The organism is Variovorax sp. PMC12, assembly GCF_003019815.1.
In the GTDB taxonomy this organism is placed as follows: Bacteria; Pseudomonadota; Gammaproteobacteria; order Burkholderiales; family Burkholderiaceae_C; genus Variovorax.
Map to the genome: position 1 here is coordinate 2,319,898 of NZ_CP027773.1, position 25,767 is coordinate 2,345,664.

Below are 25,767 nucleotides of genomic sequence, written 5' to 3' on the forward strand. Positions count from 1 at the left end.
CTCTCCGTTTCCGCAGCAGCAAGCGCAACGCGGCGCTGAGCCCCGTCATGGCAGTTTTTACCGAAGTCGATTTCGGCGAGGCAGACGCGCTCGTCCGACGCCTGGGCCTGGGCCCGCTGCGCGAGCTGCGCGGCATCGAGGGCGGCATCGAGAACACCAACTACTTCGCGACCACCGAGTCCGGCGAGTTCGTGCTCACGCTGTTCGAGCGGCTGAGCGCCGAGCAGCTCCCCTACTACCTCTGCCTGATGAAGCACCTGGCGAGCGCCGGCCTGCCGGTGCCCGCGCCCGTGGCCGAGCCGCCAGCGCCCGAGAAGGCCGCCAGGAAGGGGCCGTCCCCCGCCGCAGGCACCGCTGAAGCCGCATGCGACCTGCTGCACACCGTCGCAGGAAAGCCGGCCGCGGTGGTCCAGAAGCTTTCCGGCCGCAGCGAGCTGGCGCCCGGCCCCGCCCACTGCGCCGAACTCGGCGCGATGCTCGCGCGCATGCACCTCGCGGGCCGCGACTACCCCCGCATCCAGCCCAACCTGCGCGGCCTTCCCTGGTGGAACGAGACCGTGCCGGTGGTGCTGCCGTATATCGAGGAATCGCAGGCGACGCTGCTGCGCGCCGAGCTGGCCTACCAGAACCACGTCGCCGAATCGTCGGCCTATGCGGCGCTGCCGCGCGGGCCTGTGCATGCCGACATGTTCCGGGACAACGTCATGTTCGCAACCGGCGACAACGACGATCGCGCCCCGCCCCGCCTGACCGGCGTGTTCGACTTCTATTTCGCCGGCACCGACACCTGGCTGTTCGACCTGGCCGTGTGCCTGAACGACTGGGCCATCGACCTGCCGAGCGGCCGGCACGACGCCGAGCGTTCCGAGGCCCTGCTGTCCGCCTACGAAACCGTGCGCCCGCTGAACGCGGCCGAGCGCGCGCTGCTGCCCGCGATGCTGCGCGCCGCCGCGCTGCGCTTCTGGATCTCCCGCCTCTGGGACTTCCACCTGCCGCGCGAGGCGAGCATGCTCAAGCCCCACGACCCCGCGCATTTCGAGCGCGTGCTGCGCGACCGCGCCACCCACCCGCATGCCATGGCCCAGGCGCTCGCGCCGCTCATGGCAGCCTGACCCTCACCCATGAAACTCAACCTCGTGCCGGCGCGAACCGGCGCCGAATGGGTCCGCCTCGGACTCAAGACCTTCTGGCGGCAGCCGCTGGCCTTCATCTCGCTGTTCTTCCTGCTGATGGCGATCATGTCGACGGTGTCGATCCTGCCGGTGATCGGCAGCATCATCGCGCCGGCGCTGGTGCCGTTCATGACGCTGGGCCTGATGGTGGCCACGTCGGTGGCATACACCGACAACGCCGAGGGCGCCGGCCGCGCGGGCGATGCACGGCGCCCCACGGGTTCGGCAATGCTCGTGGCGGTGTTTTCCGCCATGCGCGCCGAGTGGCGCGCGCTGCTGGTGCTGGGCGTCATTTCAGCCATCTACTTCGTGCTGGCCGTGCTGTTGACCGCGCTGGTCGACGGCGGGCAGCTCGCAAAGGCCTATCTGCTCGACGATCCGCTGACGCCCGAGATCATTGCCAGCAGCGACTTCCAGCTCTCGCGCATGCTGCTGATGTGCCTGAACCTGCCGCTGTCGCTGGCCATGTGGCACGCGCCGGCGCTGATTCACTGGCACCGCGTGGAGCCGGTGAAGAGCATTTTCTTCAGCATCGTCGCGCTGTTCCGCAACTTCGGCGCCTATGCGCTGTTCGGCATCGCGTGGTTCGGCGTGTTCCTGATTGCCGGCATCGGCATGGGGCTGGTGGCAACGGTGCTGGTCGGCGTGGGCGCGCTGGGCGCCGGCGGCGCCGCGCTGGCGGTGGGCAACATCCTGATCATCGGCACGGCGCTGGTGCTTGCGGCGATGTCGCTGAGCTCGACCTGGTTCACCTTCCGCGACACCTTCGATCCCAACTGAAATCAGTCGCCCGCGGCCTGCTCCCTCGCCTTGCGCAGGCTCGCGAACAGCGACCACGCCATGCCGGCCAGCAGCAGCAGGCCGGCACCCAGAGCCCCCCACAGCCACCATTTGCGCAACGACGCCTGAATGGGAGCGGTTTGCGCCTGGACAGCCGGCGCCACGGCGGCGGCAGCGCTCATCAGGGGCAGCGCGACCGAGGCACCGTCGGCGGCAACGGGCTTGTCAGCCGCATAGCCGGGAATGAGCGTGGACAGCGCCAGCGGCGCACCGGGCTCCGCGCCTTCCACGGTGCCCGCGGCTTCCGGCGCCGAGCGCCATGCCAGCGAGAACGGCGCCGCTCCCTGAGCCAGGAACACCAGCGTGCGCGGCACCGCGCCCACGGAAATGGTCGGCGGCGTGGCGCCCAGCACGCTCATGGGGCCGGAGGTACGCAGCCGCAACCGCGCGTGCACGGCTCCGTCGAGCGCCAGCACCGGGGAACGCGCTTCGCCGCCGGCCTGCGCGAGCCGGTACACCACGGTGTCGACCAGCGGGGTTTCGTCCGCCAGGGCCGAGCGTTGCACCGGCTGGCGCTGCCGATGCCGCAGCGCGTAAAGCGGATTGAGCGGCACCGGTCGCGGCTGTACGGCCGATGACGTGGGCGCGGGATCGGACAGCCCGGAAATCGCGACCTGCGCCAAGGTGTTGATGTCGGCGAGGTCGATGCGCAGGCTCTGCAGCGGCAGGCCGCGCGGCGGCAGGTAGTCGCAGTAGTCGGCGGCGCAGCGTTCGGGCTTCAGCGAAGCAGACCATTCGAGCGGCGCGGCCGGTTCGATCTCCTGCACGCTGTCGATGCCCACGCCGGTCAGCGCCACGCCGTGCTGCGGATCGCTCCAGCGCAAGCGCAGGAAGCGCGTGCGCAAATTGCCCAGGTCGACCGCGAGGCGCTCGATGGTCTGGCCGCCATGGGACAGCCGCACGAGTTGCTCCTCACCGCCCACCGAGCGCCAGCGGCGCAGGTCGTCGCTGGCCTCCAGATGGAAAGCGAACAGGCCGCGCGCGTCGGGCGCGATCTCGAAGCGCGCCTGCAGCAGGCTGCCCTTGACCCGGCTCAGGTCGATGAGCCATTGGGCCGCGTCGGCCACCTTGCGGCTGGCGGCCTTGCCTTCAAGCGCCAGGGAGCCGTCGGGGCGCACCGTGAAGGCGAGCGCCGCATCGCCGGATGCCGCGCTGGCATCGACACCGGGCAACGCGAAGATCGGCACGTTCCGCGAGGCGATTCGCGGTGTCGCGGCTTCGCTGCGCAGCCATGCGTAGGGCACCGCATGGCCGGCGCCGTTGCGCACCCGCAGGTCGCGCAAGTCGGCATAGGCGGCGCGGCCATGGATGGAGAGCGGCAGCGTGAGACGGTGGTAAGGCCCGGGGCCTTGCAGTGTGATGGGCGCGGTGGTCGCCGGCTGTGCGACGGCGCTCCCAGCCGTCACGGCCAGGAGCGCGGTGACCGCGCGGAGCGCCCGCATGGAACAAAGATCTCGGCTCATGCAACCCCGCCTTCCGTCGGCGACTTCTCCGACGCATCCTGTGCCTCTTCCCGCTTCGGCGGCACGGGCGCGAAATACCCCACCAGCAGGAGCAAGGCTCCCACCGCGATGAACGACACGATGCGGAACAAACCGCCTCGGTCCGCCAGTTCGACGAAGAACAGCTTCAGCACCACCACGCCGAGCAGCGCCGCGCCAGCCACCCACAGGGTGCGCACCCGGCGCGAATGGCCGAGCACCATCGCGACCACGCCGCAGACGGCCCAGGTGATGGACAGCGCCGCCTGCGTGAGCCATGAGGCATAGAGCGCATCGAAGCGCCATTCGACGCCCGCGTAGTGGTGACAGGTGCGCAGCACCATGCCGGTGAGCAGCGCAAGCCCGGTGAAACCGGCCGCGCCCTTCGCGACCATCGGCTGCACGCGTGCGAACGACGCCGTCGGCAGCGCACGCCACCACAGCACCAGCGCGAACAGCATGAGCCATTGCGCGAGTTCGAGCGGGTTCAGCAGCGGCACATAGGGCAGCGGCGCCGCATCGCCGGGGCTGACGGCGTTCGTCACCCACACCCAGGCGAGCAGGTATGCGGCCACCGGCGTCGCGGCCAGCTCCAGGTAGGCGCCGCGGTATTCGGCCAGCGGCCAGCGTTGCAGCAGCGCGCGCGAGCGCATCGCCCACAGCACCAGCGCCGGCACGATCGCCCAGCCCAGCAGTTGCCAGCTCGACCACTCGGCGCCGACGCGGCCGAGCTGCCATTGGCATTCGCGCGCGGCCAGCAGCAGGAAGAGCCAGAAGCCGGCGACATGGAAAGGCGTCAGCACCCAGGCCTCGAACCACTGCTTCTGCGCGCGCAGCAAGCGCAGATGCCAGGCGAGCGCAAGGGGCCAGGCGATCCAGCCCAGCGTGCTCGACGGCACGTAGAACAGCGTCGGCCCGCCCACGATGCAAAAGGCCGCGATCAGGCCGAAGCCCGGCAAGGTGGCGATGGTCGCCCTGCCCAACTGCTGCCAATCGCGGCGATGCGCGACCAGCGCCGCCAGCGCGGAGGTGACGAGCGCCACGGCCGTCGCAGCCGCCGGCACGTAGACCGACAACCCGTGGCGATCCAGCACGCGAACGCTTTCGTCCAGCATGCCGAACAGCCACCAGCCGAGGCCCCAGACCACCGGCGTCCAAAGCACCACAGGGATGGCGCACCACGCATTGGCCCAGCGCTGCCGCGCCGAGCCGGCAGGCTCGCTCGCGCGAGGCCGCGCTTCGTCGCGCAGCCAGTCGCCTGCCAGCAGTGCGGCCAGGCCGAGCACCACGGGCGTCCAGAAACGCAGGCTGGCGAAGGCCGGTGCGCCGGCTGCATCGAGCCCGGCCGACTGGGTCGCGCCGAATGCGAGAGCGCTGATCACCTGCAGCACCCCGGCCAGCGCGGCGAGCGGGAAATGCGCCATGCGCAGCGCAACCCACAGCACCGCCGTGGCGGTGAGCGGCCACAGCAGCGCGGCCTGCGCGAGGCTCAGCTGGAACAGCATCGCCAGATGCAGCAGGCTCACGCCGGCCAGCACGCCGACCACATTGCCCGTCGACCACACCGGCTGCACGCCGCGCGCCAACGCGGCGCGATGCGCCTGCAGCATCGACCACGCGGCGCTGCCGAGCACGCTGAGCGCGATGACAGTGGCCGCCACGGCACCCTGCCATCCGCTTTCGAGCACGCGCCCGTCGACGACTTCGCCGGTGCGGTGCAGCGTCGCGATGAATCCCGCAACCGCCAGCGCCTGCATGCCGAAGCTCACCCGCGCGAGCGGCGACAACGCGAAGCGGATCGCCACCGCAAAGGTGACCGAGGCGAGCACCGCCGTTGCAGCGGCCGCCCACGGCGGCGTCCACCACTGCCACAGCAGCAGCGTGAGCGCGGCCATGCCGAGCCACGGCAGGGCGCCGCCGGCCACGGCTTCCACGCCCTTGCCCTCGTCGAGCCGGACGCGGCGGTGGATGGCCCACATCGCGAACGCGCTCACGGCCACGAGCACCGGGCCGATCAGCGAACCGTCGAGCAAGGGGTGCCCCGGTGCTGCGTCGAGCCGGGTGGCCTCCAACAGCTTCAGCACGGCGCCGGCGAACACCACGAACGAGAAGGCCCGCGCATACACCCGCTGCTGCCGTGCGCCCAGCCAGTACATGCCAGCGGCTTCCACCGCCCAGGCCGCGCCGGTCCACTGCCCTTCAAGGCCCAGCGGAATCGCGAGGGTGCCGAAGATCACGCCGACGATGGCGTAGGCCTCCGCGAGCAGAGCCAGCCCCTTGGGCTGCGTGGCAAACACCAGCCGGCCCAGCACGAGATAGAAGGCCGCGAGCGCCATCGCCGAGAACGCGGCGCCGTATTCCCACGGACGCATCAGCAGGACCTGCATGCCGAACGCGACCATCGGCGTACCGAACACCAGCGAGCTGTCGACACGGCCCGCGCGGCGCAGGGTGTCGAGCGCGCGGGTGGCCAGCGGCTGGGCGGGCTGCACCGGGGCGTCGAACAGCGTGCGGCGCGCGAACAGCAGGCCGATGGCGGTGAACAGCAGGAAGAAGACGATCAGGAAGGGCTGCACCGTCGCGTACTGGTCGTCGGTGTAGTACTTGTGCGCCCAGCCGGCCGCCAGCGTGAAAGTGCCGACGAAGCCGATCAGGTTGAGCACGCGCCAGGCCCGGAACCACGCGATCAGCACGATGCCGACATCGAGCACCAGCAGGTAGGTGAAGAGCCCCACCGGCTGGTTGGACCCGGTGGACGCCAGCACCGGCGCGGCGAAGCCCTCGAGCGCCGCGACGATCGCCAGCACCGGCGCGTTCTGCAGCACCGCCAGCGCCGCGCTCAGCACCGCCACGCCGAAAAGGAATGCGAAGCCGACGCTGGCCGGCAGCAGCCCGCTGAGCTTCATGGCCGCGAGCGTCGTGAGATAGAAGACACCGATACCCGCGCCCTGCAGGATCAGCGCATAGCCCGCGCGCTTGTTGCGCAGCAGCCAGCCCAGCACCAGCAGGCCGGCGCCGACCAGCGCCACCGCCGCGTAGCGCAATTCGATCGGCACGGTCACGCGTTCGGCCGTGTAGCGCAGCAGGAAAGCCAGGCCAAGGAACAGGATCAGCACGCCGAGCTTGACGAGCATGTTGCCGCCGAAGATCAGGTTGGCGATGGGCGCGGGGAGACGATCGCGCAGCGGGACCGGAGGTGGCGGCGGCGGGCGGCGCACGGGTGCGGCTACCGGGGGCTTGGGAGTCGGAGCTTCAGGAGCGGCGGGCTGGGGTGCGACCTCCGGCCCAGGCACCTGCACGACGGCGACTTGCGGCCGTTGCACCTCCAGCGGCTGGGCGGGCGGCAACGGAACTTCGGCCAGCGCGACTTCGGGCACCGCAGGCAGCTCGGAGGCTTGCACCGCACTGTCGCCCGCGCCCTGCGTCAGCCGCCGCTCGAGCGTGGCGACCCGCTGTTCGAGTTCCATCACGCGCCGCTGAAGCTTCACCATGCCACCGTCGGCGGCCACAGGGTCCGCGGGAGCCTGGCCCGGGATGCGTTCAGCTTCGGTGCGATGCGGCGGGACCTTCTTCTTGCCGAGCAACCGCGGCAACAGGAACGCACCAGCCACCGCGAGCACCAACGCCACGGGCACCGATTCGAACAGCGCCCCTATGAACAGGCCGGCAATGATGCCTATGAACCACATCCTGACTCCCCTTGTTTGGCGAGTGCGGAGTTTACGGCGGTTCAGCAGGCGGGGCCGCACGGCGCCGCGAGCAGCCTGGGTTGTTAGCTATAGCTTTAGTAGCAAGCTCAGATTGGCGTGAGCTTGGCCACCGACAAGGCCAGCCACTTGACGCCGTGCCGCGCGAACTTGACCTGCGCCCGCGCGTCGTCGCCGGTGCCTTCGAGGGCCGTCACCGTGCCTTCGCCGAACTTGTTGTGGAACACCTGCATGCCCGAGCGCAGTCCGTGCGAAGGCGCCGTCTTCTGCGGCGGCACCGGCGGGCTGGCGAAGGTGTCCTTGTCGCGGCTGCCGCCGTAGCTGTTGGCGCCGTAGCCGCCACCGCCGCCTCCCCCGCCACGCGTGCTGCCGTAGCCGCCGCCGTATCCGAAGGCCGAAGTGCCGCCGCCGAAACCCTGGTTCTTGGGCGTGAGCCACTTGAGCGCGCCCTCGGGCAGCTCCTCGAAGAACCGGCTCTTGACGTTGTAGCGGGTCTGGCCGTGCAGCATGCGGGTCTGCGAATGGCTCAGGTACAGGCGCTTGCGGGCACGGGTGATCGCCACGTACATCAGGCGGCGCTCTTCCTCGAGGCTCTCGAAGTCGCTCATCGAGTTCTCGTGCGGGAACAGGCCCTCTTCCATGCCGGTGATGAACACGCAGTCGAACTCCAGGCCCTTGGCGGCGTGCACGGTCATCAGCTGCACCGCGTCCTGCCCGGCCTGCGCCTGGTTGTCGCCCGACTCCAGCGCTGCATGCGTGAGGAACGCGGCCAGCGGGCTCAGCGTTTCGCCGGTCTCCGCGTCGGGCGCGAGCGGCTCGTCGATCACCGGGCGCGCCAGGTCGATGCCCTGGCTCGCGGGCGACTGGCGCAGTTCGTCGACCGGCAGCGCCACCGCGTCGCGGCCGAAGCCCTCCTGCGTGACGAAGCTCTCGGCCGCGTTCACCAGTTCCTCCAGGTTCTCGATGCGGTCGGCGCCTTCGCGGTCGGCCTTGTAGTGCTCGACGAGGCCGCTGTGGTCGAGCACCAGCTCGATGATCTCGCGCAGGCTCACGCCCTGCGTCTGCTCGCGCAGCACGTCGATCTTGGCGACGAAGCCGGTGAGGTTGGCGCCCGCCTTGCCGCCGACCACGCTCACCGCGTCGTGCAGCGAACGGCCGGCCGCGCGGGCCGCGTCCTGCAGGGTTTCGAGCGTGCGCGCACCGATGCCGCGCGGCGGGAAGTTCACGACGCGCAGGAAGCTGGTGTCGTCGTCCTTGTTCTCGAGCAGCCGCAGGTAGGCCAGCGCATGCTTGATTTCCGCGCGCTCGAAGAAGCGCAGGCCGCCGTACACGCGGTACGGCACGGACGCATTGAAGAGCGCGGTTTCGATCACCCGGCTCTGCGCATTGCTGCGGTAGAGCACGGCCATCTCCTTGCGATCGAAGCCATCGCGCGCGAGCTGGCGCATTTCTTCCACCATCCACTGCGCCTCGGCCAGGTCGGTGGTCGACTCGTACACGCGCACCGGTTCGCCGGGGCCCTGGTCGGTGCGCAGGTTCTTGCCCAGGCGCTTCTTGTTGTGGCTGATGAGCTCGTTGGCCGAATCGAGGATGTTGCTGTAGCTGCGGTAGTTCTGCTCCAGCTTGATCTGGTGGCGCACGTCGAATTCGCGCACGAAGTCGGTCATGTTGCCCACGCGCGCGCCGCGGAACGCATAGATGCTCTGGTCGTCGTCGCCCACGGCAATCACGCTGTTGTCGCGCCCGGGCTCGAACTGGCCGCCGACGGTGTTGCCGGAGAGCATCTTGATCCACGCGTACTGCAGGCGGTTGGTGTCCTGGAACTCGTCGATCAGGATGTGGCGGAAGCGCCGCTGGTAGTGCTCCCGCACCGGGTCGTTGTCGCGCAGCAGTTCGTAGCTGCGCAGCATGAGCTCGCCGAAGTCGACCACGCCTTCGCGCTGGCACTGCTCTTCATACAGCTGGTAGAGCTCGACCTTCTTGCGGTCGTCGTCGCTGCGCACCTCGACGTCGCCGGGGCGCAGGCCGTCTTCCTTGGCGCCGGCAATGAACCACTGGGTCTGCTTGGCGGGGAAGCGCTCGTCGTCGACGTTGAACTGCTTCATCAGCCGCTTGATGGCCGAAAGCTGGTCTTGCGTGTCGAGGATCTGGAAGGTGGACGGCAGGTTGGCCAGCTTCCAGTGCGCGCGCAGCAGGCGGTTGCACAGGCCGTGGAAGGTGCCGATCCACATGCCGCGCACGTTGACGGGCAGGATGGCCGTCAGCCGCGTCATCATTTCCTTGGCGGCCTTGTTGGTGAAGGTCACGGCGAGGATGCCGCCGGCCGACACCTGCCCGGTCTGGAGCAGCCATGCGATGCGCGTGGTCAGCACGCGGGTCTTGCCGGAACCGGCGCCCGCGAGGATCAGCGCGTTGCCTGCGGGCAACGTGACCGCGGCCAGTTGCTCCGCGTTCAGGTTCTTGAGCAGCGGCAGGTCCGAAGGATTCGGGGAGTGGGCGTCAGCCGCAGGATCATTAAACAACATCCTCCGATTGTAGAAACCACTGCGTATGCCGGTTATACGAAGAGGCGGAAGACCCGGCTTCGCAAGACCGCGTAAAATCAATCACCGGGCCCAAGTTTCTTGCGCCCGGTTTTTTGTGGGCGTTTTCTTTGCTGAACGCACTGCGAAAACCGGCCGGACCAAGCGCTCTTTCGTTCCCTTCAACGATTCCTTTCTGGAGCCTGGCCATGCAAATCTTCGACTACGACAACATTCTTCTGCTCCCGCGCAAGTGCCGCGTGGAGAGCCGCTCCGAATGCGACGCCAGCGTGAAGCTGGGCGAGCGCAGCTTCCGCCTGCCGGTGGTGCCCGCCAACATGAAGACGGTGGTCGACGAGTCGATCTGCCTGTGGCTGGCGCAGAACGGCTACTTCTACGTGATGCACCGCTTCGACCTCGACAACCTCAAGTTCGTCAAGGACATGCAGGGCAAGGGCGTGTTCGCCTCAATCTCGCTCGGCGTGAAAAAGCCCGACTACGACACCGTCGACCAGCTCGTGGCCGAGGGCCTGACGCCCGAATACATCACCATCGACATCGCGCATGGCCATGCCGACAGCGTGAAGAACATGATCGGCTACCTGAAGCAGAAGCTGCCGAAGGCCTTCGTGATTGCCGGCAACGTCGGCACGCCCGAAGCGGTGATCGACCTCGAGAACTGGGGCGCGGACGCAACCAAGGTCGGCATCGGCCCGGGCAAGGTCTGCATCACCAAGCTCAAGACCGGCTTCGGCACCGGCGGCTGGCAGCTGTCGGCGCTCAAGTGGTGCGCGCGCGTGGCGACCAAGCCGATCATTGCCGACGGCGGCATCCGCGACCACGGAGACATTGCCAAGAGCGTGCGCTTCGGCGCCTCGATGGTGATGATCGGCTCGCTGTTCGCGGGCCACGAAGAATCGCCGGGCAAGACGGTCGAGGTCGATGGCGCGCTGTTCAAGGAGTACTACGGCTCCGCCAGCGACTTCAACAAGGGCGAATACAAGCACGTGGAAGGCAAGCGCATCCTCGAGCCGATCAAGGGCAAGCTGGCCGACACGCTGGTCGAGATGGAGCAGGACGTGCAGAGCTCGATAAGCTATGCGGGCGGCCGCACGCTGATGGACATCCGCAAGGTCAACTACGTCACGCTGGGCGGCGACAACGCGGGCGAACACCTGCTGATGTAAGCGCCCTGCCCTGCGCTGCCGCCGCGCCGTTCAGGCTTCGAGCAAGTGCACCGCGTGTCGGTGCAATGCGTGGGCCGGGTCCGCAAGCGCATCGACCACGCCGAAGTGGTTGAGGCCCGGCAGCACCTCGCACACCGGCACGGTGTTGCGGCCCCACGCCTCGCGGATCATCGCGTTGTGGCGGATGAACTCCTCGCTCTCATCGCCGCCGGCCACTGCGTAGAGCTGGCCGCGCTTCGGCGCGGGCCACAGCGCCGGGCTGGCGCGCAGGGCGTCGGCATCGGTCAGCTTCAGCGTGTTCATCAGGAAAGGCGTGTGCTGCAGCGGACGCAGGTCGTAGAGGCCGGAAATCGACAGCGCGTTGCGCACCAGTTGGGCGGGCAGATCGGGCGCGACCGCTTTCCAGTCGCATGACAGCAAAGCCGCCGCCATGTGGCCGCCGGCCGAGTGCCCCGCCACCGTGATGCGCGAGGGGTCGCCGCCATGGGCCGCGACATGGCGCCACGTCCATTCGAGCGCGCGCACCATCTGCATCAGGATGCCGGGCACGGTCACGGGCTGCTCGGGCGTGCCGGGGCACAGCGCGTAGTTGGGCTGGACCACGCATATGCCGCGGTCGTTGAACGCCGGGGCGATGAAAGAGTGGTCCTTCTTGTCCATGGCGCGCCAGTAGCCACCGTGGATGAAGACCAGCACGGGCGCGTCGGGCACGGGTGCCGGGAAGACGTCGAGCGTTTCGTTCGTGCCGCTGCCGTAGGGAATGTCGATCCGGGCGGGCAAGGTGTCGCGCGCGGCGGCGGAGTCGCGCGCCCAGCGCTGGAAGTACGCGGGGTGGTCTTTCACCCGCGCAAGATTGTTGTACATGCCTTCCAGCCAGGCGGGTTCGTACGAGGCCATGCGGTTCTTTTCTCAGTGCTTCGAAAGGCGCGAATCTTGGCACGGCGCAATGGCCCAAAACCGTGGTTCTGGTTAAAATTTGGCCTGCGTTGGGGGGGTAGCTCAGCTGGGAGAGCGCCGCGTTCGCAATGCGGAGGTCGGGAGTTCGATCCTCCTCCTCTCCACCAACCGACACCGAAAAAGGCCTTGGCATCCGCCAGGGCCTTTTCCTTTTGCGGCTCAGGTGTCGAGCGTCAGGTGCTGGCCGTGCAGCGCGGCGGCCGCCGGCGAAGCGAGAAAGCCGATGGTCTGCGCGGCGACCGAGGTCGACACCCACTCGGCCGGATTGGCGTCGGGCATCGCCTGGCGGTTCGCGGGCGTGTCGAGCACGCTCGGCGCCACGCTGTTCACGCTCACGCCGTGCGGTGCCGCTTCCGCCGCCATGGCTTCCACCAGACGCTGCAGCGCGCTCTTCGAAGCGATGTACGCGGCCATCGCCGGCAGTCCACGTGCGGCGACCTTCGCCGTCACGGCCACGACGCTGCCCGCGCGGCGCTCGATCATCGAAGGCAGCACAGCCTGAGTCACCGCGACGAACGACCATGCGTTGAGATTCATCATCCGGTCCCAGCTCTCGCGCGAGAGCGCATGCGTGGCCTCACCCATCTCGAAACCACCTGCGATGTGCACGAGCGCGTCGATCTGCCCGAAGGACTTGAGCGCCTGCGCGGCAAGACCGGCCATGCCGGATGCCGAGGTCACGTCGCCCGCGAGCAGCAGGTGCCGCGAGTTGTCGAGGCCCGGAAAGACTTCGGCGAGCCGGTCTGCGTGATGGTCGACCAACGCAAGGCGCGCGCCTTGGTCAAGGAAATGCTGGGCCACTGCGCGGCCCAGCGCGCCAGCCGCGCCGGTGATCAAGACATGGGACGTGGTGCTCGCATCGGTCATCGAAATTCTCCTGGTTGAGGGACGTGGTCCGTCGGGTGTGGCGCATCCTAACGCTGCAACTCACAAATTTTTTGGACAAGATCAAAATCTGGGATATACTCGTGGTCTTGCCAGAAAACACTAAATGTTTTCAAAGCAAGGGCTCTTAGCTCAGTTGGTAGAGCAGCGGACTCTTAATCCGTAGGTCGAGTGTTCGAGTCACTCAGGGCCCACCACCAACACTAGGAACTGCGCGGTTCTCGCGCTATTTCTTAAGAAGCACTGTTTTGCAATTGCGAAACGTGCTCCGCAAACAGAGAAACCCCCCGTCGAAAGACTGGGAGGTTTTTTCTTTTCCGGCTTGTCTGAAAAAGCCGCGCGTCACAACACAGCAGCGGCCTCAAATCGAGATCGCGCAATCAGCCAAGGCGGCAGTACCGCTTGCTCGGATGACGCGATGATTGCTGCAAGGTTCAGCGCCATGGCCCAAGTACCGGCCACCCTGATCAAAGACTGGGGGTCGAGTACAATCCCGCAACGCTCAATGGTTCTGAGCGCTGTCCTCCGGGGCAAGCTGAACCCCATACCAGCGCGTCGAAGTCACTACGACGAAGAAAACAAAAATGACTTCATGCAAAAGAATTTGCCGTAGCGTGGACCGCGTAAGAGTTCACGACCACATTCCCGAAGCCCGCCTTGTGCGGGCTTTTTCGTTGGTGCGCATGCGCTGCCAGCCAGCACTGCATGCATAGCAGTCGCGAAGCGGCTGCACTACTTGGGCGTGCTCTTGGAGTACAGTCATAAGTCCTCAACACGGAGCCCGCAAGGGCAGGACAAAATGGCCACACCGGAAGAGGCAACGACCACCGCTTCAGCTGCAAACCTTCTCGGAACAGAAATGGCGCTGACGGCAGCTCTCAGAGCGCTCATCAAGACCCACCCCCAGCCCAGCCTGCTCGCACAAGAACTTGTGCAACAGCGCCAGTTTTCTCAGGCCCATCTTGAAGCAAGTCCCGTATCGGACAAGGCGTTGATGGGCTTCGAATTGACCTGGGCAATGATCCTTCATCAGGATCCTGCGCAAGACGTGCAACTCGTGCCCGCGTCCTAGCGGCAACGCCCGTCGGCCATCTTGGCTCACTGCGTCGACGCGGGTGCGTCATGTGTGTTCTTGCGTGCCTCGCCGCATGCGCACCTGCTGCCAACAAGCAGGACTTTCTTCACAAACGCACAGACCTTGCTGAACAAGTCTGTGCGTTTGGCCGAACCGAACCCATTCCTGTCTCGCCCCAACCTTTTCCGAACGCGCTGAAAAGTGGAGATTCAAGCCGTCGACCGCTCCTCTGGAGCGGTCGATACAAACCCGGCGCTGCAAACAGCGCGCCGGCATGGCTCGATCGAAAACTATTGACAGGGGGAACTGGCAATGAACCAGTTGACGGAAATGAAGCCCATCGCACTCGTGGGCTGCGACAAGGTACGGGCGGTGATGCTGAGCGAAAAGCTCCGGTCCATGGGACATGTATCCGCGACATTCGACCGCGGTGCCGACTTTCTGGTGGCGCTGGGAAGCGGCAGGAAGTTCAGCCTGCTCCTGTTGACGCTGCAGGACGAGGGCGGATGGACCGGAATCGTTGCCATGTGCAAGGTGCTTCATGTGCCCGTACTCCTGGTCGTCGACGAAGCGCAGCGCCATATGCCGGTCGACGAACTGGTCGCGGTACGAGAAGAAGCTTCGAAGGATCACGCCATCGACTTCATCGTCTGGCCAATCAGCGATCTCGATCTGGACTGGCGCATACGCACCCTCGTCCGCCGCATGGAGGTGTCGCCCGCTCCGCCTGTGCGCAACATCGATCTCGCGTTCGACCGCTATCGTTTTCTCGGACCCAACCGCGTGGTCATGAATGACGATCAGGAGGTGCGACTGAAGCCCCGCGAGTTCGAACTCGCGCTATTGCTCTTCCGCAACAGCGGCCAGTTGCTGGAGCGGGACTGGATTCTTTCGTTGCTCTGGGGTACCGGCGTGACGCGCAAGGACAGCCGCGTGCTTGATGTCTGCATGTCGGGCATCCGCCGCAAACTTGCCCTCTCGAGGGAGAACGGCTTCATCCTGCACACGGTCTACGGACGCGGCTATGAACTGGGACGAGTACTGCAGCCGACGCATCAGCCGCAAAGAACAGGGGCCTTCACCAGCCTGCGCGTCGAGGAAGCTCACATCCCGGCGATGTGATTCGCGCCCCAAAGAAGGGGCAGTGAAGGGGCAATGACACCGCGCAGCGGCAAGCTCAGGGTGCGGCGCCTCGCCCGGCAGCCCAGTCATCGACAAAGCGCATGAGCGCCTCCTGGTGCTCACCGATCTCAGCGGCGAGGTACTGGCGTGCGTGCTCCTGGGCGAGTTCGCTCGACAGGAACCACTGTTCACGCGCGAGACTGCCCTGCAGTGGCGGCGTGCCCCAAGCCGCGTTTCTGCTGCCAAGAAAGGCCTCTGTCACCGGCAAGCGCCCGTCGGTCTTGCCAAGCTCCGACAGCGCATTGCGCGGGCCGCCCAGGGTAACGCGAACCCGGAGGATGTCTTCGTCCACGTCGATGGAAGCACCCAAACCACCGGATTGATGCACCTGCCAGAGCTGCGCCGCCGAAGCGTTGCGAACCCAGCTAGCGAGTGCCTTGGCCAAACTTTCGAGAACGATTTTTCTGTTCATGAGGAAATATTCCACATATTTGTCGACTTATTACGCCGCGGAGGGGCACGACCTGCAAAAGCTCCCTGTGCGACATGGCATCTTGCAATGGCTGTCACGCATCACAAGAACATCAAGACAGGGGAAACAAACTCGAAGCTCAAAAGCTCGTTCAGACCCGCTCATGCGGGTATTTTTTTGTCTGCTCGCAGCCTGAATCGACAGCGACGCCAGGGAACCACAAAATGAACCGGCAACGGCGTGCGGCTTCGGGGGTCGGCTATATTTCTTGCCATGGAAAAGGCTTCCGACATAGGCAAACCCACGGTACCCATCGACTTGATCGGACCGGACCACTGGCCTCGTTCGCGGCGCGGCAACGGCCGCACTGCCAAGGTAATCGCTGTCATCGTGGGGGGAATCGCGGCCGCAGGACTGGTCGCCTACCGCTTCTTCGGTGTCGGGCGCTGACCCGGCCACTGAATGAGCCAAAGCCCGCTGCCTCGAAGACAGCGGGCTTTTTTATGGGCACGGACATAAACGAGCATCACGGTAGAGCCCCTAGTGCAGCCGCGAACCCTTGGGCAACCGCTTCGCCAACCACTCGTGCACATCCGCACGAATGCTGCGGCCTTCGAGCAGAAAGTTCTCGAAGCGGCTCGGCACGTAGGGCAGGTACACCAGCGGCATGCCGGCTTCTTCCGGTGTGCGCGCGGCCTTGCGGTTGTTGCAGACGGCGCACGCACTCACGAGGTTGGTCCATGTCCAAGGGCCGCCGCGTGATTCAGGCATTACATGCTCGCATTGCAGGTCGCGTTCCTGGAACACGCCTGCGCAGTAAGCGCAGGTGTGGCGGTCGCGGCGAAAGAGCTTTCTCTTGGTAACGCTCGGAACCACGTCGAAGAGGTTGATCTTCGAGGCCCCGCGCAGCGCGATGATCGGTGCCACCTCGACGCGAGATTGCATGCCGCGCGCCACGTTGAAGCCACCGCGCAGGGTGGCAAGTGGCAGGTCACCGTCTTCCCAGGCCACGGAGCCGGTGGCGTAGTGCAACACCGCCTGCTCCAGCGAGATCCAGGCTTGCGGCGTGCCCTGAATGTCGAGTTGCAGGACGTGAGGATGCATATATCGCCTCCTTTCGCGGCGATGGTCGTCTTGGCGACGTTGGATGAAATCCAGATAACGATGGGGTGCACGAACGGAATCGAACCGTCGTCAGCGGGACCACAACCCGCGGCTCTGCCATTGAGCTACGTGCACCACGAAACATGAGCTGCCTGCTGTCTGGCAGCCGCTACCACTCGCCGACTGCGCGCACGCGCTGATCGAGATCGAGGCCCTCGAGCTGAGGCTCGCGACCAGGCAATGCATCAGCACCTTCCAAATCACGCCGAGCATCGGTCACGATGCCGAATCTGCGGGCCAGGGCCAGCACCATGCGCTTACGCGGCTGTGCGGGACGCACGGTGATCATCCGGATCGGGGTGTTGCGCTTGCGCATGACGGCTCCTTGGTTGATGTGACAGCAAACAGAAAAACTGGCCCCACGTGCACGACTCGAACGTGCAACCCCTTGCTTCGTAAGCAAGTGCTCTGATCCATTGAGCTAACGCGGGTCGAAAAACGGGAATCAAACCTTGCCCGCCTGCTTTCCATTCCGGTTGTGTCCTCACGCGACGGACAGCGCTGGGCGCTGCCCCGTACGACGTCGCTGCACAGGAGTGATCGATTCCTGCACATCCCGCCAGACCGTCTACGCGGTGGGCTCTGGCGGTGTGGTGAAGGCACATCCGGAATGGCCAAGCGCGGCCAACAACAAACAAAACAAAAAGGCCCGGAACCTTTCGGTGTCCGGGCCTCTGCTGAGAGAGCTTGGAAGGTATGCGCCTATGCGCAACCTCCACCCGGTAGCACCTGATCCTCGACTTTTCCAACGCGCAGGCTGCCTGCGGCTTTTGCGGAATACGCGTGGCTCTGGTGCTGATTCAGTCGGATCGACGGCATGCCGCCGAAACCACCGCACGCCCCGACGCGCACGAGCGATCGACCCGAGGCGGGTCGATTGCTGATGAAGGTCAATGCGATATTCACGATGGTTCCTGGGTCAAAGATTGCCGCTGTCGGCCGTCAGGGGTTGGGGAAAAAGGTACGGCTTGGGCCGCGAATGAAGCCGACTGTAAATAGTGTTTACGGCACCGTCAACAACCGGGACAATCTTTTTTTCTCGTTGTTGTTTTTGAACAGTGCCCAATACCACCGTCGCGCGTCGCCGCAATGCCCTCGCGCTTCATCGCCGTTTTCTCGAAGAGGCCGTTGCAGCCGGCCTGCCCGCCAAGGGGCTGGACCAGGCGTTCGCCAAGAAGATCGAAATCTCTCCCAGCATGTGGAGCCAGATCAAGAGTGCCCGGCCCATCGGCGACAACCTGGCGCGGCAGATCGAGCGGCATTGCAACGTGGAAGCCGGCTGGCTCGACAAGGAAGACCGTCCCAGCGAAGTGCCCGATGCAGCGGAAGAGCGCTTCATCGCGGCGGCACGCGAGGCATGGCGCAGCGCCAATGCCAAGGGCAAGAAGGAACTCACCGGCTGGCTGAAGAAGCGCGCGCAGGACGCAGTGCCTGGCAGCGAGTCCGCGCACTAAGCAGCGAGTGCTCAGCCCAATTCGGGCGCGTTGCGCACGATGGCCGCGCGCATGTCGTCCGGTATGGCAACCGCGCGATGGGTTTCCAGCGACGTAGTCACCAATACCTGCTGCATCTGCATGCGCACTTCACCGTCGGCCGGATCGAAGCAGCGCACGCGCAAAGTCATCGAACGCGAACCCAGCCGCTCCACGGCCAGCCCGAGCATCACCTGGTCGCCCATGCGGCTCACGGCACGGAAGTCGACTTCGAGCTTCACGGTGGGCAAGCCGATTCGCCGCTGTGCCACCAGCCCGTGATAGCTGAGGCCGAGGCCTTCGTTCACCCAGTCTTCGACGAGGCCGTTGAGCATCACAAAGTACTGCGGATAGAAGACGATGCCCGCTGGATCGCAATCCGAGAAGCGGATCAGCCGCGGCCGGCAGAACTCGTTGCCGTTGCCCATGCTCAGCCCTCCTCACCCGCCGGCTCGCCGCGCATCACATGCACCCGCAGCAGGCCGAGCTGCGTGTGCAGCTGCTTGACCGTCTTCATGTCGAGCCCCGAGAACATCTCGAGGATCCACTGCTCGTGTTCGCTCGCCATCGTCTCGAAGGTGCGGCGGCCCGTGGGCGTGAGGCTCACGATCCATGCGCGACGATCGTCGGGACTGGGGGCGCGCGCCACCATGCCTTCGCGCTCGAGCTCGTCGGTAAGACCGGTGACGTTGCCGCCCGTCACCATCAGGTAGCGCGACAGCACGCGCATCTTCAGGCCGTCCTTGTAGCGATAGAGCTGCGCCATGTAGTCGAAGCGTGCCAGCGAAATGCCGAAGCGCTCGCGCAGCCGGCGCCGGATCTCGGCTTCGATCTGCGTGGTGCTGGCCAGCATGCGCAGCCACAGCTTGAGCATCGCGTGGTCCTCGTGGCCCGCGCGCGCCTCGTGCCCGAGTTCTTCGGCATCGCTCAGCGCGGCGTGGGAAGCGTCGTTGCGTGTCATGTCACCTCTCCTCCGGAAACCGAGATCGACTGCCCCGTGACCGACGCCGCGCCCGCACCGCACAGCCAGCGCACCGCATCGGCCACCTCGGCCGGCTGCACGATGCGGCGCTGCGGGTTGACGCTCGAGAACTCCGCCAGCGCATCGGCCTCGCTGCGCCCCGTCTTGCCGACCACGTTGGCCACGCTGTTGCGCAGGATGTCGGTGTCGGTATAGCCCGGACACACCGCGTTCACCGTGATGCCCTTGCGCGCCACCTCCAGCGCCAGCGAGCGCGTGAGCCCGACCACGCCATGCTTGGCCGCGGTATAGGCCGCCACGTACGCGTAGCCCTTCTGCCCTGCCGTGCTCGCGATGTTGACGATGCGGCCCCAGCCGGCATCGAGCATGTCCGGCAATGCGGCCTGCGCGCAAAGAAAACTGCCCGTGAGATTGACCGACAGCATGCGCTGCCAGAGATCGAACGAGGTCTTGAGGAACGGCGCACTCTCTGCCGCGCCAGCGTTGTTGACGAGGATGGCGACCGGCCCGCGCGCGGCGCGCGCTTCGGCGAAAGCGGCCTGCACCGCCTCCGGGTTCGCCACATCGGCAGCAGCCACGCCGTGCCCGGCGCCTTCGAGCGAATCTGCCACTCGCTGCAGTGCCTCGCGGTCGCGCCCCAGCAGTGTCAGGACGGCGCCCTCCGCGGCCAGGGTGCGGGCGATCTCGGCGCCAATGCCGCGTGCGGCACCCGTCACGAGTGCATGGCGGCCAGTCAGTGAATTTGAGTGCATACCTGAATGTTTTAGTTCTGAATCATTTTAGCGGAGCAGGCGGACGCGGGGTGTCACCGCATGAAACGGCCGCCGTTCAGGTCCAGGGTGGCGCCGGTCATGAAGGCCGCCGCGGGAGACGCGAGATAGACCACGGCAGCTGCTACTTCCTCCGGCAAGCCGAAACGCCCCATTGGAATGCCTGCCTGCAGCGCCTGTCGGCGCGCGGGGTCCAGCGCATCGAGCAACGGGCCCTGGATGACCGCCGGGGCCAGCGCATTCACGGTCACGCCATGCGGCGCCAGTTCCTGCGCGAAGGAGCGCGTCAGCGCCAGCAACGCGGCCTTGCTGGCCGCATAGTGCACGCCGGTCGCCGCGCTGGCCTGCTGCCCCGCCATCGAAGCAAGGTTGACGATGCGGCCCGCGCCGCGTTCACGCATGTGCAGCCCGGCAATGCGGCAACCGAAGAAGCTGCCGCGCAGGTTGATGGCGAGCACGTCGTCCCATTCCTCAGGCGTGATGTCCCAAAGCGAGGTTGTGGGCGTTCGGGCCGCGTTGTTGACCATAATGTCGACGGCGCCGAAGCGGGCCACGGCCTTGTCGAAGCAAGCAGAGAAAGCGCCCTCGTCACGCACATCGAGTTCCATCGCGAGCCCGCCGGTCTCTTTCGCCGCCGCATCCACGCCTGCAAGGTCGATGTCGGCGAGCGCCACGCGCGCGCCCGCCTCATGGAGTCCGCGCGCAATCGCCATGCCCAGCCCACGCCCCGCACCCGTCACGAACGCCACGCGGCCGGCAAGGGGGAGCGCTGCGTTCGTCATGCGCCTAGCTCCTCGCGGGGCGGCCGTCCCAGGTCAGCGGGCCCACGCCGCGCTCGCGCAGCTTGAACTTCTGCACCTTGCCGTTCTCGGTGCGCGGCAGGTCGGCCAGCACGTCGATGTAGCGCGGCACCGCGAAATAAGGCAGGCGCCCCTCGCAGAAACGCGCGAGCTCGGCAGGGTCGACCGGCACGCCTTCTCGCGCCACCAGCGCGGCCATCACCTCGTCTTCAGCCAGCTCGGAGCGCACCGGATACACCGCGCACGCGGCCACCCCCGGATGGCTCAGCAGCACCTGCTCCACCTCGAATGAAGAGATGTTCTCGCCCCGCCGGCGGATCGCGTCCTTGATGCGGTCGACGAAGCGAAAGGCTCCATCGGCATCGCGCACCACGCGGTCACCCGTATGGAACCAGAGATTGCGCCACGCCTCGACCGTCTTCTCCGGCATGTTGAAGTACCCGCTCGCAAAGGCGTAGGGCTCGTCCGCGCGCAGCAGCAGTTCGCCCGCTTCGCCAGGCGGCAGCGCCACGTCGTCCTCATCGGCCACGCGTGCCTGGAAACCCGGCCGCAGCCAGCCCATGACGGCGCCGCGCGGCGAATCGGGCGCTGTGGCAATGGCGAAGTTGGTTTCGGTCGAGCCGTAGCCCTCCAGCAGCGACACACCCGTGCGCGCCCTGAACGCCGCCCCCGCCGCGGAAGGCACGCCCGGCCCGAGCCCGATGCGCACGCGATGATCCCTCTCCCCCGCCCCTTCCGGTTGCGCGAGCAGGATCGGCACCATCGCGCCCAGCAGGTAGACCACCGTCGCGCGACTCGCGCGCATCGCCGGCCAGAAGCCCGACGCCGAGAAGCGCTGCTCGAACACCACCTCGGCCCCGGTCAGGGCGGCCTGCGCGAAGGTGTTGAGTGCGTTGATGTGGAACAGCGGCAGCGTGGAGCACAGCACGTCATCGGTCCCCACGCCGAGCACCTCCGCGCTGTTCACGCCCCACCAGAAATACTGCGCATGCGGACAGATCACGCCCTTGGCAGGCCCGGTGGTGCCGGAGGTGTACAGGATGGCGAGCGGATCGCCCGGCTGCACCGGTGCGGCCTCCAGCGCGTCTCCTGCCTCGGGATACGGCACCAGGCGCACGCCGGCGGGCGCCGACCACCCGACAGCGTCCGCGTCCCCGACGACCCAGATCTCGCGCAGCGCCGTGCGCCCCAGGTCCGCTGTCGCAAGCCGCTCGACGAATGCGGCCTCGATGACCAGCAGCTTCGCCTCGCTGTTCGCCAGGAAGTATTCGATCTGCGGCCCCATCGATGCCGTGTTGACCGGCACCGTCGATGCGCCCAGCCATCCCGCGCCAAGAAAGCTCTCCAGGAACTCGACGCGGTTGCCGCACATCACCGCGATGCGGTCGCCACGCGCCACGCCTGCGGCCGCCAGCGCACCGGCGCGGATGGCGGCAACCCGCGCCGCATCGCGGTGGGTCCAGGCATGCGCGCCGATGCGCAGCAACGCGCGCGCGCCGAACACCTCGGCTTGCCTCAGCAGCATCGCGGGCAGCGTGCGCCGGGCAGGCGGCACGGCGCGGGCGTCAGTCGTCATCGTGCGTGCCTCCGCCGAGATAGGTCGCCTGCACGCGCGGGTCGCTGGCCAGTTCGGCCGAGGCACCCGACAGCGCGATCTCGCCGGTCTCGAGCACGTAGCCCTGGTCCGAGCTTTCCAGCGCCGCGCGTGCGTTCTGCTCCACCAGCAGGATCGACACGCCGTCTTCCCGCAGCTTGCGCACGATGGTCAGGATGTCGCGCACGATCAGCGGCGCGAGGCCGAGGCTGGGCTCGTCGAGCATCAGCAGCCGGGGCGCCGACATCAGCGCGCGCCCCACCGCCAGCATCTGCCGCTCGCCGCCCGACAGGGTGTCCGCGCGCTGCGACCTGCGCTCGGCCAGGCGGGGGAAACGGTCGTACACCGACTGCAGCCGCTTCTTCATGGCATCGCCGCGCAGCCGCTTGGCGTAGGCGCCGAGCTGCAGGTTGTCGAGCACGGTGAGCTCGCCGAACAGCTCGCGCTTCTCGGGCACGAGGCACAGGCCACGCTCCACGCGCGCCTCCACGTCCAGCCCCTGCAGGTCCTCGCCTTCGAAGCGCAGCGTGCCCTTGCAGGGCAGCAGGCCCATCGCCGCGGCCAGCAATGTCGTCTTGCCTGCGCCGTTCGGCCCGATCACCGAAATGATCTGCCCCGGCTGCAGGTCGAGCGAAACACCGCGCACCGCCTCGACCTGCCCGTACGACACGTGCAGGTCGCCAATCTCCAGCATCGCGGTCATACGACGCTCCCCAGGTAAGCCGCCTGCACGCGCTCGTCGGCGCGCACCGCCGACGGCACGCCCTCCACGAGCTTGGAGCCGAAGTTCATCACCACCAGCCGGTCCACCAGTTTCATCACGAAGTCCATGTCGTGTTCGACGATGAGGATGGTCACGCCTTCCTCGCGCAGCTTGCGCAGCAGATCGCCGAGTGCCATCTTTTCCTTGCGGCGAAGGCCCGCTGCGGGCTCGTCGAGCACCAGCAGCACCGGGTCGGCGGCCAGCGCGCGCGCGATTTCCAGGATGCGCTGCGTGCCCAGCGGCAGGCTGCCCGCGAGTTCGTGCGCGCGGTCGCCCAGGCCGATGCGGTCGAGCTGGCGTTGTGCCTCCTGCAGGATCTGCCGCTCTTCCGTGCGGTCCAGCCGCAGCCCGGCCTTCAGGATGCCCGAGCGTGTGCGCGAGTGCGCGCCCAGCGCCACGTTGTCCAGCAGGCTCATGTGCGGCCGCAGCTTCACATGCTGGAAGGTGCGCGCCAGGCCCAGCCGCGCCACTTCGCGCTGCGGCATGCCTGCGATGTCGTGGGCCAGGAAGCGCACCTGGCCCGAGCTCATCGGCAGCGTGCAGGTCAGCAGGTTGAACATGGTCGACTTGCCCGCGCCGTTGGGCCCGATCAGCCCGACGATCTCGCCGGCCTTCACATCGAAGCTCACGTCGTTCACCGCCACCAGCCCGCCGAAGCGCTTGACCGCGCCGTTCACCGACAGCACCTGCGAGCCGCGCTCTGGCAGCGTGCGGTGCGGCAACGGCTCCACGGGCGGCGCATCGTGGCGCGAAGGCCCCTGGGCGCCGCCGCGCCGGCGCGTCCAGCGGCGCAGCAGCCCCATCACGCCGCCGCGCGCAAAGTGCAGCAGCAGGATGAAAAGCGCCGCGAAGGCCACCGCCTCCAGCTGCCCTGCACGCTGCGTGAGCATGGGCAGCACGTCCTGCAGGCCGTTCTTCAGCACCAGCACCAGCGCGGCGCCCACCAACGCGCCGGCAAGCTGGCCCAGGCCGCCTGCCACTGCCATCAGCAGGTACTCGATGCTTGCGCGCACGTCGAAGGGCGACGGGCTCACGAAGCGGTTCATGTGGGCATAGAGCCAGCCCGCCAGCCCCGCGAAAAGCGCGGCCGTCACGAACAGCGAGAGCCGCACGCGGTACGCGTCCGCCCCCACGCTCGCCAGCAGCGTCGCGCCGCCGCGCAGCCCGCGAATCGCGCGGCCCGGCCGCGACTGCAGCAGGTTGTAGCTGAACAGGCAGGCCAGCCCCACCACCACCCAGATCAGGTAGTACATGGCACGCGGATCGGCCAGCGACCAGCCCGCGATCTGCAGCGCCGGAATGTTCGACAGCCCCGTGTGCCGCCCGAGCGCGTCGACATTGCCGAACAGCATCGCGATTGACAGCCCCCAGGCGATGGTGCTCAGCGGCAGGAAGTGCCCGCCCAGGCGCAGCGTCAGCATGCCGATGGCCAGCGCCGACAGCCCCGTGAGCAGTAATGCGAACAACAGCCCGATCCAGGGCGACATGCCCTGCGTCGTCGTGAGCCACGCGGTCGCATACGCCGCGATGCCCACGAAGGCCGCCTGCCCGAAAGAGGTCGCGCCGCCCACGCCGGTCAGCAGCACCAGACCCAGCGCCACCAGCGCGCCGATGCCGATGTCGTTCAGCAGCGAGACGGTGAAGCTGCCCGCCACGGCCGGCACCAGCGCCAGCACCACGACCAGCCCGGCGATCCACGCCATGCGTTTGCGATTGCCGTTCATTGGTCCACCTCGTCTTCTTCCTCTTCGGCGTGCGCCGCCATGAAGGAGCGCAGCATGAGCACGGGAATCAGCAGGCTAAACACGATCACGTCTTTCAGCGCACCGCTCCAGAACGAGGCAAAGCTCTCCACCACGCCGACCGCGAGCGCCCCCACGGCCGTCATCGGGTAGCTCACGAGCCCACCAATGATCGCGGCCACGAAGGCCTTCAGGCCGATGATGAACCCCGAGTCGTAATACATCGTGGTCACCGGCGCGATGAGCACGCCGATCAGCCCCGCCAGCAGCGAAGCGCAGCCATATGCCAGCAGCGCCGTGCGCACCGGCCGTATGCCGACCAGCCGAGCACCCACCCGGTTCACGGCCGTGGCGCGCAGCGCCTTGCCGGCCACCGTGCGCTCGAACACCAGGAAGAACAGCCCGCTCAGCACGATGGCCGCCCCCACCATCAGCACCACCTGCCCGCTGACGGTGAAGCCGTCGCCCAGCGTGAACACGGCGCTGGTCAGCGGCGTGGTGCGCGAGCCTTCGGGCCCGAAGAACAGCAGGCCCAGGCCCGACAGCAGGAAGTGCAGCGCCAGAGAGACGATCAGCAAAACCAGCACCGATGCATCCGCGATCGGCTGGAACACCACCCGCGCGAGCAGCGGCGCAATGGGCACCACCAGCAGCACGGCGACCGCGATGTGCACCGCCACCGGCACGCCGGGCCGCGCTGCCAGCCATGCGAGCACGCACGGAATGGCCGGCAGCACGCCCCACATCAGCACCGCCTTGGGAATGCGCGCGGCCTCGCCGCGCCGCAGCAGGCTGCCGATCTCGGTGGCCAGCGCCAGCGCGGCCAGCACCGCGACCATGCCGATGGTCGGCGGCACGCGGTCGGTCTCGAATGCCGCGAGCGACAGCGCCGCAAAGGCTGCGATGTCGCCGAACGGCACGAACACCACCCGCGTGACCGAGAAGATCAGCACCAGCCCGAGCCCGGCCAGCAGGTAGACGGCGCCGTTGGCCAGGCCGTCGGTGAGAAGGATGAGCGCCACGTCCCACGTCATCGCGCAGCCCTCCGGAAAGTCGAATG

At 67.2% G+C, this 25,767-nt stretch carries 24 protein-coding genes and 4 tRNA genes; 9 read left to right on the forward strand and 19 right to left on the reverse strand.

The genetic code is table 11. From position 1 onward, the window contains the following. The first annotated feature begins 47 nt into the window (after window positions 1–47). Window positions 48–1,112 (forward strand): homoserine kinase, encoded by a 1,065-nt coding sequence (locus C4F17_RS10735; protein ID WP_106935216.1) that lies wholly within the window; start codon window positions 48–50, stop codon window positions 1,110–1,112. A gap of 9 nt (window positions 1,113–1,121) precedes the next feature. Then, window positions 1,122–1,952: a BPSS1780 family membrane protein gene (locus tag C4F17_RS10740; RefSeq protein ID WP_106935217.1), complete on the forward strand. Its 831-nt coding sequence runs from the start codon at window positions 1,122–1,124 to the stop codon at window positions 1,950–1,952. A 2-nt stretch (window positions 1,953–1,954) separates the two neighbouring features. Here the strand turns inward: C4F17_RS10740 and C4F17_RS10745 are convergent, their stop codons facing one another. The 3 genes from C4F17_RS10745 to C4F17_RS10755 form a co-directional block, all read right to left on the reverse strand. Continuing rightward, the gene (locus tag C4F17_RS10745) at window positions 1,955–3,454 is read right to left on the reverse strand and encodes a DUF3999 domain-containing protein (RefSeq protein WP_106935218.1); all 1,500 of its coding nucleotides are present in this window, start codon (window positions 3,452–3,454) and stop codon (window positions 1,955–1,957) included. A 17-nt stretch (window positions 3,455–3,471) separates the two neighbouring features. Continuing rightward, window positions 3,472–7,182 carry a DUF2339 domain-containing protein gene (locus C4F17_RS10750; protein ID WP_106935219.1) on the reverse strand — a complete coding sequence of 1,237 codons (3,711 nt, stop codon included), beginning with the start codon at window positions 7,180–7,182 and terminating at the stop codon, window positions 3,472–3,474. A 107-nt stretch (window positions 7,183–7,289) separates the two neighbouring features. Then, entirely contained in the window at window positions 7,290–9,725 is a 2,436-nt protein-coding gene (locus C4F17_RS10755; RefSeq protein WP_106935220.1) for a UvrD-helicase domain-containing protein, read from the reverse strand. A 206-nt stretch (window positions 9,726–9,931) separates the two neighbouring features. Here C4F17_RS10755 and C4F17_RS10760 point away from each other — a divergent pair, with 206 nt between their 5' ends. Further along, entirely contained in the window at window positions 9,932–10,909 is a 978-nt protein-coding gene (locus C4F17_RS10760; protein WP_081266881.1) for a GMP reductase, read from the forward strand. 30 nt (window positions 10,910–10,939) lie between these two features. Here C4F17_RS10760 and C4F17_RS10765 read toward each other — a convergent pair whose 3' ends face one another. Further along, window positions 10,940–11,806 carry an alpha/beta hydrolase gene (locus tag C4F17_RS10765; protein ID WP_106935221.1) on the reverse strand — a complete coding sequence of 289 codons (867 nt, stop codon included), beginning with the start codon at window positions 11,804–11,806 and terminating at the stop codon, window positions 10,940–10,942. 91 nt (window positions 11,807–11,897) lie between these two features. Between C4F17_RS10765 and C4F17_RS10770 the strand changes: the two genes are divergently transcribed. Next, window positions 11,898–11,973, forward strand: a tRNA-Ala gene (locus C4F17_RS10770). Window positions 11,974–12,025: 52 nt separating this feature from the next. Here C4F17_RS10770 and C4F17_RS10775 read toward each other — a convergent pair. Further along, complete coding sequence (locus C4F17_RS10775) at window positions 12,026–12,733, reverse strand: SDR family NAD(P)-dependent oxidoreductase (protein ID WP_081266883.1); 708 nt, start codon at window positions 12,731–12,733, stop codon at window positions 12,026–12,028. Between the two features lie 139 nt (window positions 12,734–12,872). Between C4F17_RS10775 and C4F17_RS10780 the strand changes: the two genes are divergently transcribed. From C4F17_RS10780 to C4F17_RS10790, 3 genes are all read left to right on the forward strand, one after another. Next, window positions 12,873–12,948: transfer RNA gene (locus C4F17_RS10780), tRNA-Lys, on the forward strand. 602 nt (window positions 12,949–13,550) lie between these two features. After that, window positions 13,551–13,823, forward strand: a complete 273-nt coding sequence (locus C4F17_RS10785) for a hypothetical protein (RefSeq protein WP_155742437.1) — start codon at window positions 13,551–13,553, stop codon at window positions 13,821–13,823. A gap of 315 nt (window positions 13,824–14,138) precedes the next feature. Next, the gene (locus C4F17_RS10790; RefSeq protein WP_106935222.1) at window positions 14,139–14,948 is read left to right on the forward strand and encodes a response regulator transcription factor; all 810 of its coding nucleotides are present in this window, start codon (window positions 14,139–14,141) and stop codon (window positions 14,946–14,948) included. 55 nt (window positions 14,949–15,003) lie between these two features. Here C4F17_RS10790 and C4F17_RS10795 read toward each other — a convergent pair whose 3' ends face one another. Next, the gene (locus C4F17_RS10795; protein WP_106935223.1) at window positions 15,004–15,420 is read right to left on the reverse strand and encodes a hypothetical protein; all 417 of its coding nucleotides are present in this window, start codon (window positions 15,418–15,420) and stop codon (window positions 15,004–15,006) included. Between the two features lie 273 nt (window positions 15,421–15,693). On the opposite strand from C4F17_RS10795, the gene C4F17_RS33370 reads away from it, so the two are divergent. Next, complete coding sequence (locus tag C4F17_RS33370; RefSeq protein ID WP_155742438.1) at window positions 15,694–15,870, forward strand: hypothetical protein; 177 nt, start codon at window positions 15,694–15,696, stop codon at window positions 15,868–15,870. 90 nt (window positions 15,871–15,960) lie between these two features. On the opposite strand, the gene C4F17_RS10800 is transcribed toward C4F17_RS33370, so the two are convergent. From C4F17_RS10800 to C4F17_RS33375, 5 genes are all read right to left on the reverse strand, one after another. Continuing rightward, window positions 15,961–16,524, reverse strand: a complete 564-nt coding sequence (locus C4F17_RS10800; RefSeq protein WP_081266887.1) for an HNH endonuclease — start codon at window positions 16,522–16,524, stop codon at window positions 15,961–15,963. Between the two features lie 61 nt (window positions 16,525–16,585). Beyond that, window positions 16,586–16,659 (reverse strand) — tRNA-His (locus tag C4F17_RS10805). A 34-nt stretch (window positions 16,660–16,693) separates the two neighbouring features. Continuing rightward, a complete protein-coding gene (locus tag C4F17_RS10810; RefSeq protein WP_106935224.1) occupies window positions 16,694–16,900 on the reverse strand; it encodes a short-chain dehydrogenase in 207 nt (68 codons plus the stop codon). 38 nt (window positions 16,901–16,938) lie between these two features. Beyond that, a tRNA-Arg gene (locus tag C4F17_RS10815) sits at window positions 16,939–17,015 on the reverse strand. Between the two features lie 271 nt (window positions 17,016–17,286). After that, the gene (locus C4F17_RS33375) at window positions 17,287–17,490 is read right to left on the reverse strand and encodes a hypothetical protein (RefSeq protein ID WP_234382724.1); all 204 of its coding nucleotides are present in this window, start codon (window positions 17,488–17,490) and stop codon (window positions 17,287–17,289) included. Between the two features lie 152 nt (window positions 17,491–17,642). Between C4F17_RS33375 and C4F17_RS10820 the strand changes: the two genes are divergently transcribed. Further along, a complete protein-coding gene (locus C4F17_RS10820) occupies window positions 17,643–18,038 on the forward strand; it encodes a hypothetical protein (RefSeq protein WP_106935225.1) in 396 nt (131 codons plus the stop codon). A gap of 11 nt (window positions 18,039–18,049) precedes the next feature. On the opposite strand, the gene C4F17_RS10825 is transcribed toward C4F17_RS10820, so the two are convergent. From C4F17_RS10825 to C4F17_RS10860, 8 genes are read right to left on the reverse strand one after another with little or no spacing between them, the layout of a single operon-like run. Next, window positions 18,050–18,484 carry an acyl-CoA thioesterase gene (locus tag C4F17_RS10825; RefSeq protein ID WP_081266890.1) on the reverse strand — a complete coding sequence of 145 codons (435 nt, stop codon included), beginning with the start codon at window positions 18,482–18,484 and terminating at the stop codon, window positions 18,050–18,052. A 2-nt stretch (window positions 18,485–18,486) separates the two neighbouring features. Continuing rightward, complete coding sequence (locus C4F17_RS10830; protein ID WP_081266891.1) at window positions 18,487–19,017, reverse strand: MarR family winged helix-turn-helix transcriptional regulator; 531 nt, start codon at window positions 19,015–19,017, stop codon at window positions 18,487–18,489. Further along, entirely contained in the window at window positions 19,014–19,790 is a 777-nt protein-coding gene (locus C4F17_RS10835) for an SDR family NAD(P)-dependent oxidoreductase (RefSeq protein WP_081266892.1), read from the reverse strand. The genes C4F17_RS10830 and C4F17_RS10835 overlap by 4 nt, the downstream gene beginning before the upstream one ends. A gap of 53 nt (window positions 19,791–19,843) precedes the next feature. Next, complete coding sequence (locus C4F17_RS10840) at window positions 19,844–20,590, reverse strand: SDR family NAD(P)-dependent oxidoreductase (protein WP_106935226.1); 747 nt, start codon at window positions 20,588–20,590, stop codon at window positions 19,844–19,846. 4 nt (window positions 20,591–20,594) lie between these two features. Next, the gene (locus C4F17_RS10845) at window positions 20,595–22,184 is read right to left on the reverse strand and encodes an ATP-dependent acyl-CoA ligase (RefSeq protein WP_106935227.1); all 1,590 of its coding nucleotides are present in this window, start codon (window positions 22,182–22,184) and stop codon (window positions 20,595–20,597) included. Beyond that, on the reverse strand, window positions 22,174–22,905 hold the full coding sequence (locus C4F17_RS10850) for an ABC transporter ATP-binding protein (protein WP_081266895.1): 732 nt from the start codon (window positions 22,903–22,905) through the stop codon (window positions 22,174–22,176). Before C4F17_RS10850 ends, C4F17_RS10845 begins: the two co-directional genes overlap by 11 nt. Continuing rightward, window positions 22,902–24,689: a branched-chain amino acid ABC transporter ATP-binding protein/permease gene (locus tag C4F17_RS10855; protein WP_106935228.1), complete on the reverse strand. Its 1,788-nt coding sequence runs from the start codon at window positions 24,687–24,689 to the stop codon at window positions 22,902–22,904. Before C4F17_RS10855 ends, C4F17_RS10850 begins: the two co-directional genes overlap by 4 nt. Further along, the gene (locus C4F17_RS10860) at window positions 24,686–25,741 is read right to left on the reverse strand and encodes a branched-chain amino acid ABC transporter permease (RefSeq protein ID WP_081266897.1); all 1,056 of its coding nucleotides are present in this window, start codon (window positions 25,739–25,741) and stop codon (window positions 24,686–24,688) included. The genes C4F17_RS10855 and C4F17_RS10860 overlap by 4 nt, the downstream gene beginning before the upstream one ends. Between the last annotated feature and the right edge of the window lie 26 nt (window positions 25,742–25,767).

What these genes read in the sequence shown, in the direction of transcription:
- C4F17_RS10860 (WP_081266897.1), bottom strand. Translation starts at nt 25,741, where the DNA reads ATGACGTGGGACGTGGCGCTCATCCTTCTCACCGACGGCCTGGCCAAC.
- C4F17_RS10755 (WP_106935220.1), bottom strand. Translation starts at nt 9,725, where the DNA reads ATGTTGTTTAATGATCCTGCGGCTGACGCCCACTCCCCGAATCCTTCG.
- C4F17_RS10790 (WP_106935222.1), top strand. Translation starts at nt 14,139, where the DNA reads ATGAACCAGTTGACGGAAATGAAGCCCATCGCACTCGTGGGCTGCGAC.
- C4F17_RS10740 (WP_106935217.1), top strand. Translation starts at nt 1,122, where the DNA reads ATGAAACTCAACCTCGTGCCGGCGCGAACCGGCGCCGAATGGGTCCGC.
- C4F17_RS10830 (WP_081266891.1), bottom strand. Translation starts at nt 19,017, where the DNA reads ATGACACGCAACGACGCTTCCCACGCCGCGCTGAGCGATGCCGAAGAA.
- C4F17_RS10750 (WP_106935219.1), bottom strand. Translation starts at nt 7,182, where the DNA reads ATGTGGTTCATAGGCATCATTGCCGGCCTGTTCATAGGGGCGCTGTTC.
- C4F17_RS10840 (WP_106935226.1), bottom strand. Translation starts at nt 20,590, where the DNA reads ATGACGAACGCAGCGCTCCCCCTTGCCGGCCGCGTGGCGTTCGTGACG.
- C4F17_RS10810 (WP_106935224.1), bottom strand. Translation starts at nt 16,900, where the DNA reads ATGCGCAAGCGCAACACCCCGATCCGGATGATCACCGTGCGTCCCGCA.
- C4F17_RS10785 (WP_155742437.1), top strand. Translation starts at nt 13,551, where the DNA reads ATGGCCACACCGGAAGAGGCAACGACCACCGCTTCAGCTGCAAACCTT.
- C4F17_RS10765 (WP_106935221.1), bottom strand. Translation starts at nt 11,806, where the DNA reads ATGGCCTCGTACGAACCCGCCTGGCTGGAAGGCATGTACAACAATCTT.
- C4F17_RS10845 (WP_106935227.1), bottom strand. Translation starts at nt 22,184, where the DNA reads ATGACGACTGACGCCCGCGCCGTGCCGCCTGCCCGGCGCACGCTGCCC.
- C4F17_RS10850 (WP_081266895.1), bottom strand. Translation starts at nt 22,905, where the DNA reads ATGACCGCGATGCTGGAGATTGGCGACCTGCACGTGTCGTACGGGCAG.
- C4F17_RS10835 (WP_081266892.1), bottom strand. Translation starts at nt 19,790, where the DNA reads ATGCACTCAAATTCACTGACTGGCCGCCATGCACTCGTGACGGGTGCC.
- C4F17_RS10735 (WP_106935216.1), top strand. Translation starts at nt 48, where the DNA reads ATGGCAGTTTTTACCGAAGTCGATTTCGGCGAGGCAGACGCGCTCGTC.
- C4F17_RS10760 (WP_081266881.1), top strand. Translation starts at nt 9,932, where the DNA reads ATGCAAATCTTCGACTACGACAACATTCTTCTGCTCCCGCGCAAGTGC.
- C4F17_RS33370 (WP_155742438.1), top strand. Translation starts at nt 15,694, where the DNA reads ATGGAAAAGGCTTCCGACATAGGCAAACCCACGGTACCCATCGACTTG.
- C4F17_RS10775 (WP_081266883.1), bottom strand. Translation starts at nt 12,733, where the DNA reads ATGACCGATGCGAGCACCACGTCCCATGTCTTGATCACCGGCGCGGCT.
- C4F17_RS10745 (WP_106935218.1), bottom strand. Translation starts at nt 3,454, where the DNA reads ATGCGGGCGCTCCGCGCGGTCACCGCGCTCCTGGCCGTGACGGCTGGG.
- C4F17_RS10825 (WP_081266890.1), bottom strand. Translation starts at nt 18,484, where the DNA reads ATGGGCAACGGCAACGAGTTCTGCCGGCCGCGGCTGATCCGCTTCTCG.
- C4F17_RS10855 (WP_106935228.1), bottom strand. Translation starts at nt 24,689, where the DNA reads ATGAACGGCAATCGCAAACGCATGGCGTGGATCGCCGGGCTGGTCGTG.
- C4F17_RS10795 (WP_106935223.1), bottom strand. Translation starts at nt 15,420, where the DNA reads ATGAACAGAAAAATCGTTCTCGAAAGTTTGGCCAAGGCACTCGCTAGC.
- C4F17_RS10800 (WP_081266887.1), bottom strand. Translation starts at nt 16,524, where the DNA reads ATGCATCCTCACGTCCTGCAACTCGACATTCAGGGCACGCCGCAAGCC.